Origin of the sequence: Dyella sp. ASV21, from assembly GCF_016428975.1 — a bacterium.
Lineage (GTDB): Bacteria > Pseudomonadota > Gammaproteobacteria > Xanthomonadales > Rhodanobacteraceae > Dyella.
Genome location: NZ_JAELTT010000001.1, coordinates 156314 through 172407 on the forward strand (window position 1 = coordinate 156314; position 16094 = coordinate 172407).

17 protein-coding genes are annotated in these 16094 nt (G+C 64.4%); 7 read left to right on the forward strand and 10 right to left on the reverse strand.

Annotated features, from left to right (window positions below):
• Complete coding sequence (locus JHD67_RS00765) at positions 1-201, reverse strand: hypothetical protein (RefSeq protein ID WP_199096341.1); 201 nt, start codon at positions 199-201, stop codon at positions 1-3.
• Positions 202-447: 246 nt separating this feature from the next.
• Between JHD67_RS00765 and JHD67_RS00770 the strand changes: the two genes are divergently transcribed.
• Positions 448-2007 carry a YdiU family protein gene (locus JHD67_RS00770; RefSeq protein WP_199096343.1) on the forward strand — a complete coding sequence of 520 codons (1560 nt, stop codon included), beginning with the start codon at positions 448-450 and terminating at the stop codon, positions 2005-2007.
• Here JHD67_RS00770 and trxC read toward each other — a convergent pair.
• A complete protein-coding gene (gene trxC / locus JHD67_RS00775; RefSeq protein WP_199096344.1) occupies positions 2004-2441 on the reverse strand; it encodes a thioredoxin TrxC in 438 nt (145 codons plus the stop codon). The two genes, JHD67_RS00770 and trxC, sit on opposite strands and share 4 nt — an antisense overlap.
• Before the next feature lie 203 nt (positions 2442-2644).
• Between trxC and JHD67_RS00780 the strand changes: the two genes are divergently transcribed.
• Positions 2645-2995 (forward strand): hypothetical protein, encoded by a 351-nt coding sequence (locus JHD67_RS00780; RefSeq protein ID WP_233171552.1) that lies wholly within the window; start codon positions 2645-2647, stop codon positions 2993-2995.
• A 13-nt stretch (positions 2996-3008) separates the two neighbouring features.
• Here JHD67_RS00780 and JHD67_RS00785 read toward each other — a convergent pair whose 3' ends face one another.
• The 5 genes from JHD67_RS00785 to JHD67_RS00805 form a co-directional block, all read right to left on the reverse strand.
• Positions 3009-4400 (reverse strand): glycosyltransferase family 2 protein, encoded by a 1392-nt coding sequence (locus JHD67_RS00785; RefSeq protein WP_199096346.1) that lies wholly within the window; start codon positions 4398-4400, stop codon positions 3009-3011.
• A 333-nt stretch (positions 4401-4733) separates the two neighbouring features.
• Complete coding sequence (locus JHD67_RS00790; protein ID WP_199096347.1) at positions 4734-5501, reverse strand: SH3 domain-containing protein; 768 nt, start codon at positions 5499-5501, stop codon at positions 4734-4736.
• A 117-nt stretch (positions 5502-5618) separates the two neighbouring features.
• The gene (locus tag JHD67_RS00795) at positions 5619-6707 is read right to left on the reverse strand and encodes an aromatic ring-hydroxylating dioxygenase subunit alpha (RefSeq protein ID WP_199096348.1); all 1089 of its coding nucleotides are present in this window, start codon (positions 6705-6707) and stop codon (positions 5619-5621) included.
• 77 nt (positions 6708-6784) lie between these two features.
• A complete protein-coding gene (locus tag JHD67_RS00800) occupies positions 6785-8656 on the reverse strand; it encodes a 3'-5' exonuclease (protein WP_343214276.1) in 1872 nt (623 codons plus the stop codon).
• Positions 8657-8705: 49 nt separating this feature from the next.
• Positions 8706-9629 carry an oxygenase MpaB family protein gene (locus JHD67_RS00805; protein ID WP_199096350.1) on the reverse strand — a complete coding sequence of 308 codons (924 nt, stop codon included), beginning with the start codon at positions 9627-9629 and terminating at the stop codon, positions 8706-8708.
• Between the two features lie 242 nt (positions 9630-9871).
• On the opposite strand from JHD67_RS00805, the gene JHD67_RS00810 reads away from it, so the two are divergent.
• Entirely contained in the window at positions 9872-10969 is a 1098-nt protein-coding gene (locus tag JHD67_RS00810; RefSeq protein ID WP_199096352.1) for a 3-deoxy-7-phosphoheptulonate synthase, read from the forward strand.
• A 17-nt stretch (positions 10970-10986) separates the two neighbouring features.
• On the opposite strand, the gene JHD67_RS00815 is transcribed toward JHD67_RS00810, so the two are convergent.
• Positions 10987-11583, reverse strand: coding sequence for a hypothetical protein (locus JHD67_RS00815; RefSeq protein ID WP_199096354.1), 597 nt, complete (start codon positions 11581-11583; stop codon positions 10987-10989).
• Positions 11584-12099: 516 nt separating this feature from the next.
• Between JHD67_RS00815 and JHD67_RS00820 the strand changes: the two genes are divergently transcribed.
• Positions 12100-12375: a GNAT family N-acetyltransferase gene (locus JHD67_RS00820; protein WP_199096356.1), complete on the forward strand. Its 276-nt coding sequence runs from the start codon at positions 12100-12102 to the stop codon at positions 12373-12375.
• Between the two features lie 99 nt (positions 12376-12474).
• Entirely contained in the window at positions 12475-13173 is a 699-nt protein-coding gene (locus JHD67_RS00825) for a DUF1345 domain-containing protein (RefSeq protein WP_199096359.1), read from the forward strand.
• A gap of 40 nt (positions 13174-13213) precedes the next feature.
• Here the strand turns inward: JHD67_RS00825 and JHD67_RS00830 are convergent, their stop codons facing one another.
• Entirely contained in the window at positions 13214-13696 is a 483-nt protein-coding gene (locus JHD67_RS00830) for a YajQ family cyclic di-GMP-binding protein (RefSeq protein ID WP_199096361.1), read from the reverse strand.
• 106 nt (positions 13697-13802) lie between these two features.
• Between JHD67_RS00830 and JHD67_RS00835 the strand changes: the two genes are divergently transcribed.
• The gene (locus JHD67_RS00835; protein ID WP_199096363.1) at positions 13803-14981 is read left to right on the forward strand and encodes an NAD(P)/FAD-dependent oxidoreductase; all 1179 of its coding nucleotides are present in this window, start codon (positions 13803-13805) and stop codon (positions 14979-14981) included.
• Positions 14982-15043: 62 nt separating this feature from the next.
• Positions 15044-15940 (forward strand): NAD(P)-dependent oxidoreductase, encoded by an 897-nt coding sequence (locus JHD67_RS00840; protein WP_199096365.1) that lies wholly within the window; start codon positions 15044-15046, stop codon positions 15938-15940.
• A gap of 7 nt (positions 15941-15947) precedes the next feature.
• Here JHD67_RS00840 and JHD67_RS00845 read toward each other — a convergent pair.
• Positions 15948-16094 (reverse strand): DUF188 domain-containing protein (locus tag JHD67_RS00845; protein WP_199096367.1); only part of this gene is annotated, 147 nt, incomplete at its 5' end.

Genomic DNA, 16094 nt, shown 5'->3' on the forward strand with positions numbered 1-16094 from the left:
TCAGCCCGCGTCCGGCTCGCGGCGGCGCGCCAGTTCGTCTTCCCGGCGCGAATGTGCGCCGGGCTGCCAGGAAACCAGTTGGAACTTGCGCTGATTTGCCGTGGCATGTTGTGCCGCGTCCTGCGGATCTTTCAAAGCGAGCATCCCTGCTACCAGCTGCATTCCGCGACCCAGCGCGGAACGTGCGAGAAGCATGTGCATAGTTGTACTCCCGGCTACCCCTGCGCAGCCGTCGAGCACACTTTAAACAGGTTCACGCCCGATACACAAATGCCAATGCGCACTGAATAAACACGCAAGTTTCACGAAGGAAATTACGCGGTTTTCGGCTTTTCTCGCGAATGACCGCAAATTCCAATAGTTAGCGTGCTTTTCTCACGATGCGTCCCTATATGCAGAGAACGAGACGCTGCCACGCAGGTCATCGAATGGAGCCAGACTTCCCCCATGCGTCCCTTGCACTTTGACAACGCTTTCGTGCGTGAGCTGCCGGCCGATCCTGAGCAGGGCAACCATCCCAGGCAGGTGTTGAGTGCCCTGTATTCGCCTGTGGCGCCGACGCCGGTGGCTGCGCCATGCATCGTTGCGTGGTCGGACGAGGTGGCGCGTATCTTGGGGCTGGATGCGACCGACATGCGCGATCCCGCCTGGGCCAGTGTGCTGGGTGGCAATGCGCTGCTCGAGGGTATGCAGCCGTATGCGGCCAATTACGGCGGCCACCAATTTGGCACGTGGGCCGATCAGCTTGGCGATGGGCGCGCCATGTCGCTGGGAGAAGTGATCAACGCGCAGGGACAGCGCTGGGAAATGCAATTGAAGGGAGCAGGGCGTACGCCGTATTCGCGCGGCGCTGACGGGCGCGCCGTGCTGCGCTCATCGATTCGCGAATTTCTGTGCAGCGAGGCGATGCACCACCTGGGTGTACCGACTACGCGCGCGCTCAGCCTGGTGGTCACGGGCGACAGCGTGGTACGCGACATGTTCTATGACGGGCACCCACAGGCGGAACCCGGCGCGATCGTGTGTCGCGTCGCGCCCTCGTTCATCCGTTTCGGCAACCTTGAATTGCCGGCGGCGCGTGGTGATCTTGGCTTGTTGAAGCAGTTGGTCGATTTCACCATCGCGCGTGACTTTTCCTGGCTGCAAGGACAGGGTGAGGCGCTTTACGCCGCGTGGTTCGCCGAGGTGTGCGAACGCACCGCGCTGATGGTGGCGCACTGGATGCGCGTGGGTTTTGTGCACGGCGTGATGAACACCGACAACATGTCCATCCTTGGTCTCACCATCGACTACGGCCCTTATGGCTGGATCGATAACTTTGACCCGGAGTGGACGCCCAACACCACCGATGCCGGTCGTCGGCGTTACCGGTTCGGGCAGCAACCCAACGTGGCGTGGTGGAACCTCAGCCGCCTGGCGATGGCCCTGGCGCCGCTGTTCCGTGGGGTGGAACCGCTGCAAGCAGGTTTGGACCGATACGCCGCGGTGTATGCCGCTACCGATCGCGCTCACATCGCCGCCAAGCTTGGTCTGGCGGAATGCCGCGACGATGATGTGAACCTGATGCGCGACCTGCATGCGTTGCTGGTGGCAGGTAATGTCGATATGACGCTGTTCTTCCGCGCGCTAGCTGACGTGGATATCGCCGAGCCTTCGCTGCAACCGTTGCATGACGCGTTCTACTCGCAAACCGAGCGCGATAGCGTGGCGCCGGCCATGCTGGCGTGGTTGCAGCGCTACGCCGCGCGAGTGGCGGAAGATGGCGCCACGCCTGAGCAACGGCGGCGCGTCATGCATGCCGCCAATCCCCGCTACGTACTGCGCAACTATCTGGCACAGGAAGCGATCGATCGCGCCAGCCAGGGTGATTACGCGGGTATCGCCGAGCTGTTGGACGTCATGCGTCGTCCCTACGATGACCAGCCGGGCCGCGAGCGTTTTGCGCAGAAGCGTCCCGAATGGGCCGTGCACAAGGCCGGCTGTTCGATGCTTTCCTGCAGTTCCTAGCCCAGTACACCGGCCAGGAACTGCCGCAGTTGCGCCGGTTGGAGTGCGCCGGCCTGGCGAGCGATCTCCTTGCCGTGGCGTAGTACCAGCAAGGTTGGAATGCTGCGAATGCCATAGCGCTGCGCCAGCGCAGGTTCTGCCTCTGTATCCACCTTCACCAGACGCAGTTGCGGTTCCAGGCTTTGTGCGGCAGCGGCAAACACCGGTGCGAAGCCGCGACAAGGTCCGCACCACGGCGCCCAGAAGTCCACCACGACGGGAAGATCACCCCGTGTCGCTACCGCGTCGAACTGCGCGGTGGTCAGCGCGGCCGGCTTTCCATCGAACAACGGCAGCTTGCATCGACCGCACTGCGGCTGCTCGGTAAGGCGCTCGGCGGGGACGCGATTGAGCGCGCTGCAATGCGGGCAGGGGACGCTCAGAGGGGCGGACATGACGGGCTCCATGGCGGGCTGGCGATGGCTCCCAAGATGGTGGTGCAGGCGTGGTCGCACAAGGCCGGCGAGTTGGCGCATGCTTTGCCGCCGAGGACGGGAGCGCTGACCAAGGGAGTTTCCACGTGCGCCTATGGTGGCTACCAGGGATTTGCTGGACCTTGCCCAATAGTGTGATCGGCCTGCTGGCCGGCGCGATCGGCATGCTGTGGGGCGCCCGCGTGGCTTGGCGGCCCCGTGACTGTGCGCTGGTGTTTCGACGCATGCCGTGGCGTGGCGTGGGTGGGGCGCTGACCTTGGGCAACGTGATTCTGTATACCGGCGATGATCCGGAGTCGCCGTGCTTTACCTATGCGCATCGCGCGGGACTGGCCGTGGAGCCATGCATTTCGCTGGCCGATCACGAGCGCGCGCACGTTTACCAGTACATGCTGCTGGGGCCGCTGTTTCTGCCGCTGTATGTGCTGTGCGGCGGCGTAAGCGCGCGCAACCCCTTCGAGCGCGCGGCCGATCGCTATGCATTGCAACGCTCGGGCTGGTGGCCTTGGTGGTGATGCCGGCGCTGGCTTACCAGGAGCGGTACCGTTTCAACAGGCCGCTCGCATGCCCGATGGCGCCGCCGGGGCGCAGCACAAGGCCATAGAGCACGGTGTAGAGCAGCAGGCCCAGGCGGTTGCGTCGAACCGTGAGGCCTTGGGCGCGATACATGCGCGACTGAATCAGGTACATCAGGCCATTGGCGAGCAGCGCCACGGGCAGCGTGAGCAGCACGATGGGCGCCGCCAGGCTCCAGACGCCAGCGCAGGCCAGCAGCAGGCAGGGAACCAGCAGCAGCGTATAGGCAAGTTGCACGGTGGGCAGCAGCAAGCTCCACCATACGAACAGCGTGCTCATGCGGGGTTGCAGCAGCAAGATTCCATGCGCCTTGAAGGCCTCGTACAGGCCGCGCGAGGCGCGGCGGCGGCGATTGACCAGGGCGTCCAGCGTGCTCGGCACGCGGGTGAAGGCGATGGCGTCCTCGCAATAGCCCACGCGATGCGCGTCGCGCAGGATGGCCCAGGTAAGCACGGTGTCTTCGCCCGCGCATTCCGGCCAGCCGCCCACCACGCGCAGGATGTCGGTGCGATACAGCGAGAGCGCGCTTTGCGCCACCAGGGTGCCTTGGAACAGGCTTTGCAGCCGCTTGGAGGCGGCCACCCCGTGAAAGTAATCCCACTCTTGGAGTTGGGTGACCAGGCTCTGGCGCGAGTTGCGTACCATCACCGTGCCCGCCACCGCCGCCGTGTTGGGCGGATCGCTCATGAAGCGCTCGACCAGCCGGCGGAGTGCGTCCCGATAAAGGTAGGCACTGGCGTCCAGCGTGACCGTGACGGGATAAGCGGCATGGCGCAGGCCATTGTTCAGTGCCTTGGCCTTGCCGCCATTGCACTTCAGGTCGATCACATGCAGCCACGGATAGGAGACGCTGCGCAGGCGGCCCATGGTGTCGTCCGTGGAACCGTCATTGATCACCAGCACCTCCAGCGGACCTGGATAGCTCTGGCGGTCGATGCTTTCCAGCGTGCTGAGAATCGAGGTCTCTTCGTTATAGGCCGCGATCAGCAGTGTCACGCCGGGATAGTCGCTATCGGCGAAACGCGAGCGGGGTGGCCGGCGATCCAAGAGCAGGCCCACGAAGAAGAAGGCATTCATGGCGCCCGGCAGGATGGCGATGACGACCATCATCAGATGGGCGAGCAAGCTGCCTTCCAGCGCGCCCAGTTGGCGCACCCAATGCTGGGTCAAATGGAAAAGACAGACGGCCCAGCCGATCGAAAGGCTTAAGGTGAGCGTGAACTTGAAGCGCACGGAAAGGTGATGCCAGCGGCGCAGCCTGCTGTCATTGGCAGCCGCGCGCGGCAACGCGATGGCCAGCGCAGGGCTTTGTTGTCTTGCCACGTCTTGTGCGTTGATGCTCATGCCTGCGTTCCACAGATCGAGCGGCCGCACCAGGCAAGAGTCACGTGGTAACCCGTTGGTCAGGTCATGGCGTGGTAGTCCGCTTGGCGATTGGCACGCGCCCAGGTCTCGGGTGCGTGCTGTTCACATCCCTTGTTTCCTGCCCGAAGGTTGGCAAGAGTCATGCCAGCGGTTGCCGCCCGGCAAAGCCTGTAAATGGCTTAAGTTCATGCGGAGCGTCACCGGCGAGGTGACGTGCAGCGTCGACCCGGTCAGGCAGAAACTGACCGGGTGCGGCGCGTAGAGGGAAGGATGCGGTAGCGACGGGTGCCGTCGCGAGGCCAGTGGCCCTGCTTAGTGGTTGCCCTGGTTGCCCTGATCGCGAGGGGCTGGACGGGTTTGCGGCCGTTGGCCCTGGTTGTTGCTTGGCGGCCGGTTGCCCTGCGGCGGCGGGCGATGGCCTTGGCTGGGCGGCGGCCGGTTGCCCTGCGGGGGCGGGCGATTGCCTTGGCTGGGTGGTGGCCGGTTGCCCTGCGGGGGCGGGCGATGGCCTTGGCTGGGTGGTGGCCGGTTGCCCTGCGGCGGTGGGCGATGGCCTTGGTTGGGCGGCGGCCGATGGCTGGGCGGCGAAGGCGGGCGGTGGCCCGACGGCGGCCGATAACCTGGGCCCGGTGGACGGTAGCCCGGGCCATGGCCCGGCGGGCGCGGCGGCGGGCGCGGCACGTATGGACGGCTATACCAATAGTCTCGATTTCGAAAGAAGGGGCGGTCGCGGTAGTAGTTGCCCCAATACAGGCCGATCGAGAAGGCGACGATAGGGATACCGATGCGTGGGCCGTAGTCGGCCACGATCACGGGCTGGTTCTGGTAGGTGTATTGCACGAAGGTGCCAGCCACCCAGCCGCGCATACCCATGGTGATGACATCACACCAGCCCCAACCTTCCGTGCAACCCTGGATGGCCACGCTGGTACCCGCGGGCAACTGGGCAATGGTCGGGTAGCCGGGGTCGGGACCCGCGTACAGATCGACATAAGAGGTCACGACGCCGTTGAGCCCCTGCGCGCTGGCGGAGCCGGCGAATCCGAGTGCCAACAGCAGTATGCAAAGCAATCGCTTCATGGACGCTTCTCCTTTGGCAACACGATCAGACTGCGCGCTTTGCGAAGACGCCGTCAATGGCGCGCCCATTCCTGGCATGGCTGCGTGCAAGCATTCAGCTTGGCGCGAGGCGCAGGTTCATGCTTGGCCCAGCGCCTCACGGTAGGCGCGGCGAACGAGTTCATGGAAGTGGTGCACGGCGTTTTCGCGAAGCGGGTTGAGGCGACCCGCCTCGTAGGATCCTGACGCCAATCCGCGCTGCACGTCTTCGCAGATGGTGACGTCTTCGTCCTGCACCTCATCGCTGAAGGCCACGTCCTTGCGGCGACGTACGTGCGCCTGGGCGCTGTCGTCCGGTGGATAGTAGAAATCGAACTCCACGCGGCACCGATCTACGCCCAGCGGCAACACGCGATTGGTTTGCAGGCGCCCAGGCAGGATATTGAGCATGGTGTTGGGGTGGATGAAGTAGTACAGCGCCTCGCCACTGCCATAGAGATCACTGGCGCTTTCCAGCGGGCTGTACTGGAACGAGTACCACGGTGCCGTTTCGGTGATGTAGCTGCGGTAATCGAGCAGGCGGTCGAGGCCGGGGTGAATGTGCGGCACGTGGTAACCCTCCAGGTAATTGTCCACGTACACCTTCCAGTTGCAGGCCACGTCGTAGCTGGCGCGATGATGCAACGCGTAGTGGGCGAGGGAGCGTTCGGCGCCCAGTCGTTCATCGATGCCGGCCACTATCTCGGCAAACGGCGGTGCCTCGCCAATGGCGACAAAGACCAGCCCTTGCCATACCTGTACGCGCACTTCGGGCAAGCGGATCTCGGACGGTTGAAAATCCGGTGTGCGCCCCATCTCCGGCGCGCCGCGCAATACGCCGTCCAGGCCGTAGGTCCAGCCGTGGTAGCGGCAGCGCAAGGCCTTGGCGCCGCGGCCGTCGCAGCTGGCGATGGGGCCGGCGCGGTGGCGGCAAACGTTGTGGAAGGCGCGGATCACGCCGTCCTCGCCGCGCACGGCCAACAGCGGCAGGCCCGCGATGGTGGTTACGATGTGATCCCCGCTGTCGGGCACCTGCGTCTGATGGCACACCAGCTGCCAGCTGCGCGCGAAGATGCTTCGCGCGTCCACGGCGTCCATGCGCGGGTCCGTGTAAAAGCGTGCCGGCAGGCTGAGCGCGTAGTCCAGCGATTGGGGGGCGAGCGCGGAAGCATCGAGCAGGTCGAGCATGGGCTACCTACCGAGGATGGTTGGCCCGAGTATCGGCCGCTTTGCGCACCCGGCAAAGGGGGCGTGGCGGCCACTCGTCAGGCGACTTCGCGGAGCTGGTCCTGCACCTCGTTGATGGAATGGCGGATGCGCTGACTGAAGATGGAATCCTCGTGATGGATCAACACCAGTCGCTCGGTGGCGCGGGTCATGGCGACATAGAGCAGGCGTGCTTCTTCCGCCTCGTTCTTGCCGGGCTTGGGTAGCGAGCCGAGGCCGGGGATGATCACCAGCGGAAACTCCAGGCCCTTGCTGGAATGCATGGTGACCAGCTTCACGGTGTCATCGACCACGAACAACGTGCTCTTGCCTTTGCCTTCGGCGAGTCGGCTTGGGATACCGGCGCGCTGCAGCGCTTCATGCAGCTTTTCGCCCTCCCAGCTGTTGCGGAAGATCACCGCGATATCCGAGTAGCGTCGGCCGCCGGCATGTTCATCCCGCAGGCGCTGGATGATGGCCGGTAGCTGGTCTTCCTGGCGCTCCACGCGGATCAGCTCAGGCAATGCACCGCGCCGACCGGTGCTCTCCGGGGCGATCAGCGGCACACTGTCGTCATCCTCGCTGCGCTCGAGCAACAGTTCATTGGCGAACGCGCGGGCCACCGAAAGAATCTCCAGGGTATTGCGATAATTGAGCTTGAGAATGGTGGTGCGGCCTTGCGCCTGCACACCCAGGCTCTTCCAGCTGAGCTTCTTGCGGCTGGCTTCGCCGTAGATGTTCTGCGCATCGTCGTACAACACCAGCAGCGAGTTGGTGTTGGGATCGATCATCTGCACGATCAGCTTGTACCACTCGGGCTCGAAATCGTGACCCTCGTCGATCAACACCGCGCCATACTGGAAGCGCGGAATCTGACCCTTGTCCACGCCTTCGATCACGGCACCGGGCAGCTCGCGCACGAAATGGGGGCCATCCTCGGGCAGCGGCACGTGGTAAGCGGTGAGCATGCTGCGGCACCACTTGTGGAAGTTGTAGACCTGCACCTTCTCGCTCAGGCCGCGCTCGCCCATCAATTGATCCAGCCGTGCAGCGAGCGTCTTGTTGTAGCAAAGCACCAGGATGGGCTTGGAGAGCGCGCGGGCCAGGTGCATGGCGCGAAAGCCCAGGATCATGGTCTTGCCCGAGCCGGCGACGCCATGAATGATGCGGTGCTCGTCACCCAGCGAGCGCGCGAGCAGCTCCTGCTGGGCATCCATGACCTTGATGAGGTCGGGAATGGCGATTTTGGTGGCCGTGCTCGGCGCCTGGGCGGGGAACAGGCCAAATTGGCCTTCGCCGGGCTCCACGCGAATTTCCGGGAACAGGTGCCAGCGTACGCGGTCGATCTGCGGCAGGGTGAGCGCGGTGGGAAACACCTGTGGAAACATGGCCCACAGCCGTTCCTGAAAAGCCTCGGACTCCACCGTTTCGTACATCTCGTCCTGACAGATCACCAGGTGCGCTGGAATGACATCGCCCAGCTCGCCGGCATCGAACTGCTTGCGGCTGATGTTGGCGAGCACCACGCCATAGCCCCACGGCATCAACAGTTTGCCTTGGTAGGGGTGCCCGGGCGGATGGCGCAACGCGGGGTCCTGTGCCAGCACCTTGTAGATCTCGCTGGCATAGTCGCGCGCCTGCATCAGCGGGTTGTGCTCCTTGACGCTGCTGTTGCCGGTGAGCAGGGTGAACAGGGTGCGATCGGCGTGCTGGATGGTGCCGGGCTTCCAGTCCTTCACCTCCAGCACCAGCAAGCCGCGGCGCGGGTGGAACACAATAAAGTCGGGGTGGCGCTGGCGCGGGCCGATCGGCACGTCGTACCACAGCAGGTAGTCTTCCTCGAGCTTCTGCTCCAGGCGCTCGGACAAGCGCTTCTCGCCGCTGGTCATGCGCGGCAGGCAACTATTACGGGTTGGAATGAGCGTCGCCACCTTGGCCCCCTGACGTTCCGATGCGGGCGACGTTAGCCGATTGGCATCCCTAGCTCCAGCGCTCCAGCGCGTCGGCCGCCACGCCCATGCGAGCGCAGGCTCGGGCGGCGATGCCATCGTGCAAGGCGGCGCGGAACACCGGCGCCACCGACCACAGCGCCCGCGCGGCGAGGCCGGCCTGGGCGCGTTGCAGCGACGAGCGGCCGAGCAGGGTGTCCGCCCAGGCAGGGAGCAGGGCGGCGCCTGCCTGCAGGAACACGTCGCGAGAGAGACCGGCGATGGGTACGGGCAGCCGCACGCGCGCCAGTACATCGAGCACGGTGCGCGAGCGCGCGCTGAACGCCAATTCCGGACGGATGCGCCGGAAGTAGCTGGTGATCTGCGCTTCGGTGGCAGGTACATCGCGTGCGCCCAGCGCCTCGGCTACGCGCCGTGCTTCGTCGTAGTAACGGTCAGCGGCACCCGCGGGCAGGGCGATGTGGCTGTAGCGACGGTAGCCCTGCAGGAAGCTATACGCCTCGGTCACGTGCACCCAGGTCAGCAGTTCCGGGTCGTCCGCCGCGTATGGACGGCCATCCTCGGTCACGCCGCGCACCTGCGCGTGAATCGTCTTGACCCGCTCGATCAACTGTTGCGCCTGCGCGCTGGGCGCATAGCTGGTGCCGCTGACGAAGGAGGTCGTGCGACGCAGGCGGCCGACGAGGTCATCGCGAAAGTTCGAATGGTCCCACACGCCGGCGAGCGCGCGAGGATGCAGGGTCTGCAACATCAAGGCCGCCAGACCGCCGGCAAGCATGCCGGGAAAGTCCGCATGCACGCGCCACGTGGCGCTGTCGGGACCGAACAAGCCGGGATCGCCCAGTGGGTGGTCGTAATCGACATGGCCGCCGCCGCCGCGCGGAAAGGCGCTGAGTACCCAGCGGCGAATCGGTTCGCGGGCGGGGCGGGTGAGCAAGGTCCAGGGTGAAGGCATGCGCGCAGTGTAGCGCTTGGTTACAAATGCATCCTTTGCAAGCGCGAAAAGCCTGTGTTATCTCTTATCGCCATGACCAACCACACCGCCCGCCAGTATTTTTGGTTTTACGGCTATCCGATGCCGCTGGCGGAGGGTTGGTAGCGACTGTCATAACGACAAGACACCATTCCCAAAAGGCCGCCAGCCACCACTGGCGGCCTTTTTCATGGTCGCGAGTGGAACCCCACCAGGAGATCCCCGTGAACCCGACCACCGACGATTTGCGCATTCGCGCCATCACCACACTCAGCACCCCGGCCGAGGTGATGTGCGATCACGCCATGAGCGTACGCGCAGCGCACACGGTCGCCAGCTCGCGTGAAGCGCTGCACCAGATTCTTGCTGGACGCAACGACCGTCTCGCTGTCGTGATCGGTCCGTGCTCGATCCACGATACGCGCGCCGCGCTGGAATATGCCGAACGCCTCGCCGAACTGCGCGCGCTGCATGCGGGCGAACTGGAAATTGTCATGCGCGTCTACTTCGAGAAACCGCGCACCACGGTGGGCTGGAAGGGCCTGATCAATGACCCGGACCTGGATGGCAGCTTCCAGATCGACAAGGGCCTGCGCCTGGCGCGTGGCTTGTTGCGCGACATCAACGAGCGTGGTGTGCCGGCCGGCTGCGAGTTTCTCGACATGATCACGCCGCAATACATCGCCGACCTGGTGGCCTGGGGCGCCATTGGTGCGCGCACGACCGAAAGCCAGGTTCATCGCGAGCTGGCGTCGGGCCTGTCGTGCCCGGTGGGGTTCAAGAACGGCACCGACGGCAACGTGAAAATCGCCGTGGACGCGGTGCAGGCGGCCTCCCAGCCACACCATTTCATGGCGGTGACCAAGGATGGCCAGACGGCCATCGCGGCCACCACCGGCAACACGGATTGCCACGTGATCCTGCGCGGCGGCAAGACACCCAACTACGATGCCGCCAGTGTTGAGGCGGCATGCGCCGCGATCGCGCGTGCGGGCGTGGATGAGCGCGTGATGATCGATGCCAGTCACGCCAACAGCAGCAAGCAGCCCGAAAACCAACCCGCCGTGATCGGTGCCATCGCCGAGCAGTTGGCTGGTGGCGAGCGTCGCATTGTCGGCGTGATGGTGGAGAGCCATCTGGTGGCTGGGCGCCAGGATCTTGAGCCTGGCAAGCCGCTGCGTTATGGACAGAGCATCACCGATGGCTGCATCGGCTGGGACGCCAGTGTCGGCGTGCTGGAGCAGCTTGCCCGCGCTGTGCGCACCCGGCGCGCGCTGGATCTATCGCGAGTACATCCGGCGCGCGCCGCAGCGGCTTGCTGAGCGACGCGCGAGGGCCTTCAACCTTGTCCTTCGCGCGTATGTCCCGTGGGATCTACCGCGAGGGTGAGTCGCGCTACCTGCACGCCGTTTTCCATCGCGAGGGCGACGATGGAGCCGCTGCCTTGCTGGGTGAGGTAGACGTTGTCCTCCGTCAGCGTGGTACGCGCAGTGCCTTGGCGCGGGTAGGGGGCTTGCGCCATCGCGGCGAGGCTTGCTGCTTCCGGAAAGAACAGTTGGCCGGTGTGCACCACGTGGCCGCCGCGGTAATGCCCGTCCTGCGTCTTTCCGCCCACATGCAGCTTGAGATGGATGTGGTTGCAACGACCCGGGTAATAGCCCGGGAAGATGGTGCGGAACGCGAGTTGACCGCGTGTGTCGGCGATCTGTACGCCGCGCAGAAAGGTGAGCTCATCGGTGGCAACGCTCTTTGGCGACGCACCGTGTCCGCGACCGGCTCCCGTGGGCGGAGTCCGGGCGGCCTCCCTTGCGGCGGCGGTCCGGGCGGTGGCGGACCCATGCCGCGGCCAACCGTCGATGCGCCGGTGAAGCCCGAATATTGGCCTTGCGCATCGCAGTGCCAGATCTCCAGCGCGGTATCGCTGAGCGGTCGGCAAGTACGGCTATCCAGCACCTCAAAGCGCAGTTGCAGCGCAAGCCCCGGCTTGCCTTCGGTGATGTCATGGCGCAGCAGCGCGCGGTCCAAATAATACGGACCCTCGGTTTGTTCCGGACTGAGGCGACAGGCGGTTCGCCCATCAGGCAGTGCGCGGGCCATGCGCGCGAAAGGCAATGAGGCTACGCCACTCAGGCATGCCTGTAAAAAGTGACGTCGGTTCCAGGTGATTTTCACTACCTACCCTGCGTTTGCAGCGGTGCACGAACGCACCGTCCAACACCGAACGCATCAGGCCGGACGCGGATGACATGCTGTGAACGTCAGCCAAGCCATTGCATGGTGGTCGTAAGAGAGATTCCTTACCTGTGCGCGTGTCTTCGTGTCGTGTGCGTGTGGCCAGTGTGGCGACTCATGTATGCACGAAACGCGACGTTGAACTGATGCATTCTTCACGCTGGGTTCGCTCTCGTATGCTTTATTCTTGCGCGCCCTCGACCGCCTGCGGGAGCGTTTCATGTCCGCCGAGATCAGCCACAACACACGCGCCCACCGTTTCGAAGTCAAGGTCGATGGCGTGCCTTGCGTGCTCGATTACAAGCTCGACAACGGCGTCATGACGATCACCCACACCATTGTGCCGTCCGCCGTGGGTGGTCGCGGTATTGCATCCAACCTCGTCCGTACCGCGCTGGACAAGGCACGCGCCGAACATTGGAAAGTCGACCCGGCATGTTCCTATTCCGAGATCTGGATGACCCGCCATCCCGAGTACGCCGACCTGCATATCTGAGTGGGGTCCCATTCGCATTAAGATGCTCCAGGCCCGGCTTTGGGTCACTGGAGACTGCGCCTCGATGATGCCCCCTACGCTTTACGCCAAGATCGCCGTATGAGCGCACCCACGGAGAAAACCCCCATGGCCGCCGGTGCGCCACAGCGCTGGATTCCTTTTCGCAACCTGCGCGCACGACCGCGGCTGGCCGTATCCGCCATCGTCTTTCTGGTGGTGGGAGTGGCGTTATGGCAGGGCTTTGCGATAAAGCCGGCCAAGGCGTTGCTATTGGCTTTCGATCTGGGTGTGCTGATCTATCTGTCGGCCCTGGCCATGCTGTTCAACGAGACGAAGACGCCGGAGTTGATGCAGACCCAGGCCCACAAGCAGGACACCGGCCGCTGGGGCGTGTTGTGGACCGGATTGGCCCTGATCGGCGTGGTGGCGCTGGCGCTGACCACCGAGCTGGGCGCGGCCAAGGGTGGCGGTGTGCAAGCCCTGCTGGTAGCCGCTGCCAGCATTGTGCTGTCGTGGCTGTTTCTCAACGTGATGTTCGCCATGCACTACGCGCACGGCTACTACGGGGACTTTGGAAAGCAGCACGAAGGGCTGGACTTCCCCGGCACCGAGCAGCCCGATTACTGGGATTTTGCCTACTTCGCCATCGTGATCGGCATGACCTTTCAGGTCTCCGATGTGCAGATCACCAGTCGCTATCTGCGTCGCGTGGCCTTGCTGCACAGCGTGATTGCGTTCTTTTTCAACGTCTTCATCATCGCGATCAGCGTGAATATCGCGGCTGGCCTGGCCGCCTAGCGTTATCCCGGCAGGCGCCGGGATAACGCCCCGTGGGAACTCAGTCGCGGAAGTTGTCGAACTGCAGCGGCAGCTCCACTTCGGCTTTGCGCAGCACCGCCATGGCGAGCTGCAGGTCATCGCGCTTCTTGCCGGTGACGCGCAGCTTGTCGCCGTTGATCTGCGCCTCGACCTTGAGCTTGGCTTCTTTCAGCGTGGCGACCAGCTTTTTGGCGATCGGCTGTTCGATGCCCTGCTTGACGGTGATCTTTTGGCGCGCGCCGCCCAGGTTGGTTTCGGCATCGCCCACTTCGAGCGCAAGGACGTCGATTTTCCGCGAAATGAGGCGGCCGCGCAGGATATCCAGCATTTGCTCAAGCTGGAACTCGCTGGGCGCGCTCTGCGTGATGACGAACTTGTCCAGCTCGAATTTGGCATCCGAGCCTTTGAAGTCGAAGCGATTGGCAAGCTCGCGGTTGGCCTGATCCACGGCATTGGTCAGCTCGTGCTTATCGACTTCGGAAACGACGTCAAAGGAGGGCATGGTGGCAGTCCAGAGAATGAAAGGGGCGATTTTAAGCGATGTGGCGCCTTCTGGCGGATAATGCCCCACTTATGTGGAAGGAGCGGGTCATGATGGCGGTGCGCGGGTGAAAGTGGATGTACTCATCGTCGGTGCCGGCGCGGCCGGGCTGATGTGCGCCATCACGGCGGGGCAACGTGGTCGCCAGGTGCTGGTGGTCGATCATGCCAACAAGGTCGGCAAGAAGATCCTCATGTCGGGCGGTGGGCGCTGCAACTTCACCAATCTCGGGGTAACGCCGGGCTGCTACCTTTCGGCGAACCCGCATTTCGCCAAGTCGGCGCTGGCCCGCTACACGCCCTGGGACTTCATCGCGCTGGTGGAAAAGCACCGCATCGCGTATCACGAGAAAGAGCTCGGCCAGCTGTTCTGCGACGACTCATCCAAGCTGATCGTGCGCATGCTGCTGGATGAATGCGCGGCCGCTGGCGTACGCATCGAAACCAGTTGTGGCGTGGAGCGTGTGCGCAAGACCGACGAAGGCTTCAGCGTGCTCACCGCGCGCGGGGAAGTGCACGCCACCTCACTGGTGGTCGCCACCGGCGGCCTGTCCATTCCCAGCATGGGCGCTACCGGCTGGGGTTATGAGCTGGGGCGCCAGTTCGGCCACAACGTGCTGCCCACGCGGGCCGGTCTAGTGCCGCTCACGCTCAGCGGCAAGCATCAGGAGCGCTATGAGGATCTGGCCGGTGTGGCTTTGCCGGCGGTGGAGGCGATGGTAGGCAAGCGCGGTTTTCGCGCCGGGATGCTGTTTACCCATCGCGGCATAAGCGGGCCGGCCATCCTGCAGATTTCCTCGTATTGGCAGCCGGGCGACGATTTGCGCATCGATCTGCTGCCGGAGCTGGAGGCGGCGGCGTGGCTGCAGGCGCAGCGCGGCGCGCGCCCCGCGGCGGAGCTGAAGAACGTGCTGGCCGACATCCTGCCGCGTCGACTGGCGCAGCGCTTGTGCGAGTTGTGGTTCGAGAGCCGTCCGATGCGCCAGTACCGCGAGGCCGAATTGGCCAGTATCGGCGCGCAGTTGCATGATTGGCCGATCGTGGCGAGTGGTACCGAAGGCTATCGAACGGCGGAAGTAACCTTGGGCGGCATCGATACCGACGGTGTGTCGTCGGCGACCATGCAGTCCAAGCGGGTGCCGGGGTTGTTCTTCGTCGGTGAGGTGGTAGACGTCACGGGCTGGCTGGGCGGGTACAACTTCCAGTGGGCGTGGGCATCGGGCCGCGCCGCCGGCGAAGTGGCGTAGCGGCCATTTCGCACGCATTGAACGCATCGCATGTTCCACTGGGCATCTTTCGCGTTCTGGAGATGGCACGAATGAAAGTAGGGTTTATCGGCTTGGGCGCCATGGGTAGCGCCATGGCCAGCAACCTGATCAAGGCCGGGCATGAGGTAACGGTGTGGAATCGCTCCCCCGGTGCGACTGAGCCGCTGGTGTCATTGGGTGCCAAGGCGGTGCGTAGCGCCGACCGTGCGGCGCAGGGCGAAGTGTTGTTCAGCATGTTGGCCAACGATCAGGCCGCACGTGACATCTTCTTTGCGGGCGATCTGCTCAGCGGCATGGACAAGGGCACCATCCACGTCAATCACGCCACCATCTCGCTGGCGCTGGCGCGCGAATTGGCGCAAGCCCATGCGCAGCATGGCCTGGAGTACGTGGCTGCGCCGGTATTCGGTCGGCCTGATGTGGCGGCGGCCGGCAAGCTCAACATTCTCGCAGCGGGCAAGCCTGCGGTGATCGAACGCGTGCGCCCGCTGCTGGACGCCATGGGTAGCCGCATCTGGCCATTGGGCGAGGCGCCGGAGCGCGCCAACGTGGTGAAGATCGCCGGCAATTTCATGCTTGGCGCCGCTATCGAGAGCATGGCGGAGGCCTCCGCGCTTGCTCGCGCGCACGGGGTGAGTGCGGCGGACTTCCTCGAGGTGATGACCAGCACCTTGTTTGCGGCGCCGGCCTATCAGGGCTATGGCAAGCTGATTGCGGAGCAACGCTACACGCCAGCGGGCTTTGCCCTGCCATTGGGCTACAAGGATATTGGCCTCGCTCTGGCGGCGGCCGATGCTTCGCGTGTGCCATTGCCGCTGGCGGGCTTGTTGCGCGACAGCTTGCTGGAGGCTTTGTCGGCAGGCGATGAGAATGTGGACTGGTCGATCCTGGCCCAGGTGGCCGCGCGACGCGCGCATCTGGATGAGCGCGGCTTGTAGCGGTGCTTCAGCGCGCCTGTCGACGGCGCGTTAGCCAGCGATCGAGCTGATTGGCGAAGGCTTGCTTGTCGCGCGGATGAAAGGCGGCGGGGCCGCCGGTGTCGACGCCGGCGCCGCGCAGTTCGTCCATGAAATTGCGCATGCCCAGGCGTTG

What these genes read in the sequence shown, in the direction of transcription:
- JHD67_RS00790 (WP_199096347.1), bottom strand. Translation starts at nt 5,501, where the DNA reads ATGAAGCGATTGCTTTGCATACTGCTGTTGGCACTCGGATTCGCCGGC.
- JHD67_RS00825 (WP_199096359.1), top strand. Translation starts at nt 12,475, where the DNA reads ATGAGCGCACCCACGGAGAAAACCCCCATGGCCGCCGGTGCGCCACAG.
- JHD67_RS00840 (WP_199096365.1), top strand. Translation starts at nt 15,044, where the DNA reads ATGGCACGAATGAAAGTAGGGTTTATCGGCTTGGGCGCCATGGGTAGC.
- JHD67_RS00770 (WP_199096343.1), top strand. Translation starts at nt 448, where the DNA reads ATGCGTCCCTTGCACTTTGACAACGCTTTCGTGCGTGAGCTGCCGGCC.
- trxC (WP_199096344.1), bottom strand. Translation starts at nt 2,441, where the DNA reads ATGTCCGCCCCTCTGAGCGTCCCCTGCCCGCATTGCAGCGCGCTCAAT.
- JHD67_RS00805 (WP_199096350.1), bottom strand. Translation starts at nt 9,629, where the DNA reads ATGCCTTCACCCTGGACCTTGCTCACCCGCCCCGCCCGCGAACCGATT.
- JHD67_RS00765 (WP_199096341.1), bottom strand. Translation starts at nt 201, where the DNA reads ATGCACATGCTTCTCGCACGTTCCGCGCTGGGTCGCGGAATGCAGCTG.
- JHD67_RS00780 (WP_233171552.1), top strand. Translation starts at nt 2,645, where the DNA reads ATGCTGTGGGGCGCCCGCGTGGCTTGGCGGCCCCGTGACTGTGCGCTG.
- JHD67_RS00795 (WP_199096348.1), bottom strand. Translation starts at nt 6,707, where the DNA reads ATGCTCGACCTGCTCGATGCTTCCGCGCTCGCCCCCCAATCGCTGGAC.
- JHD67_RS00820 (WP_199096356.1), top strand. Translation starts at nt 12,100, where the DNA reads ATGTCCGCCGAGATCAGCCACAACACACGCGCCCACCGTTTCGAAGTC.
- JHD67_RS00785 (WP_199096346.1), bottom strand. Translation starts at nt 4,400, where the DNA reads ATGAGCATCAACGCACAAGACGTGGCAAGACAACAAAGCCCTGCGCTG.
- JHD67_RS00830 (WP_199096361.1), bottom strand. Translation starts at nt 13,696, where the DNA reads ATGCCCTCCTTTGACGTCGTTTCCGAAGTCGATAAGCACGAGCTGACC.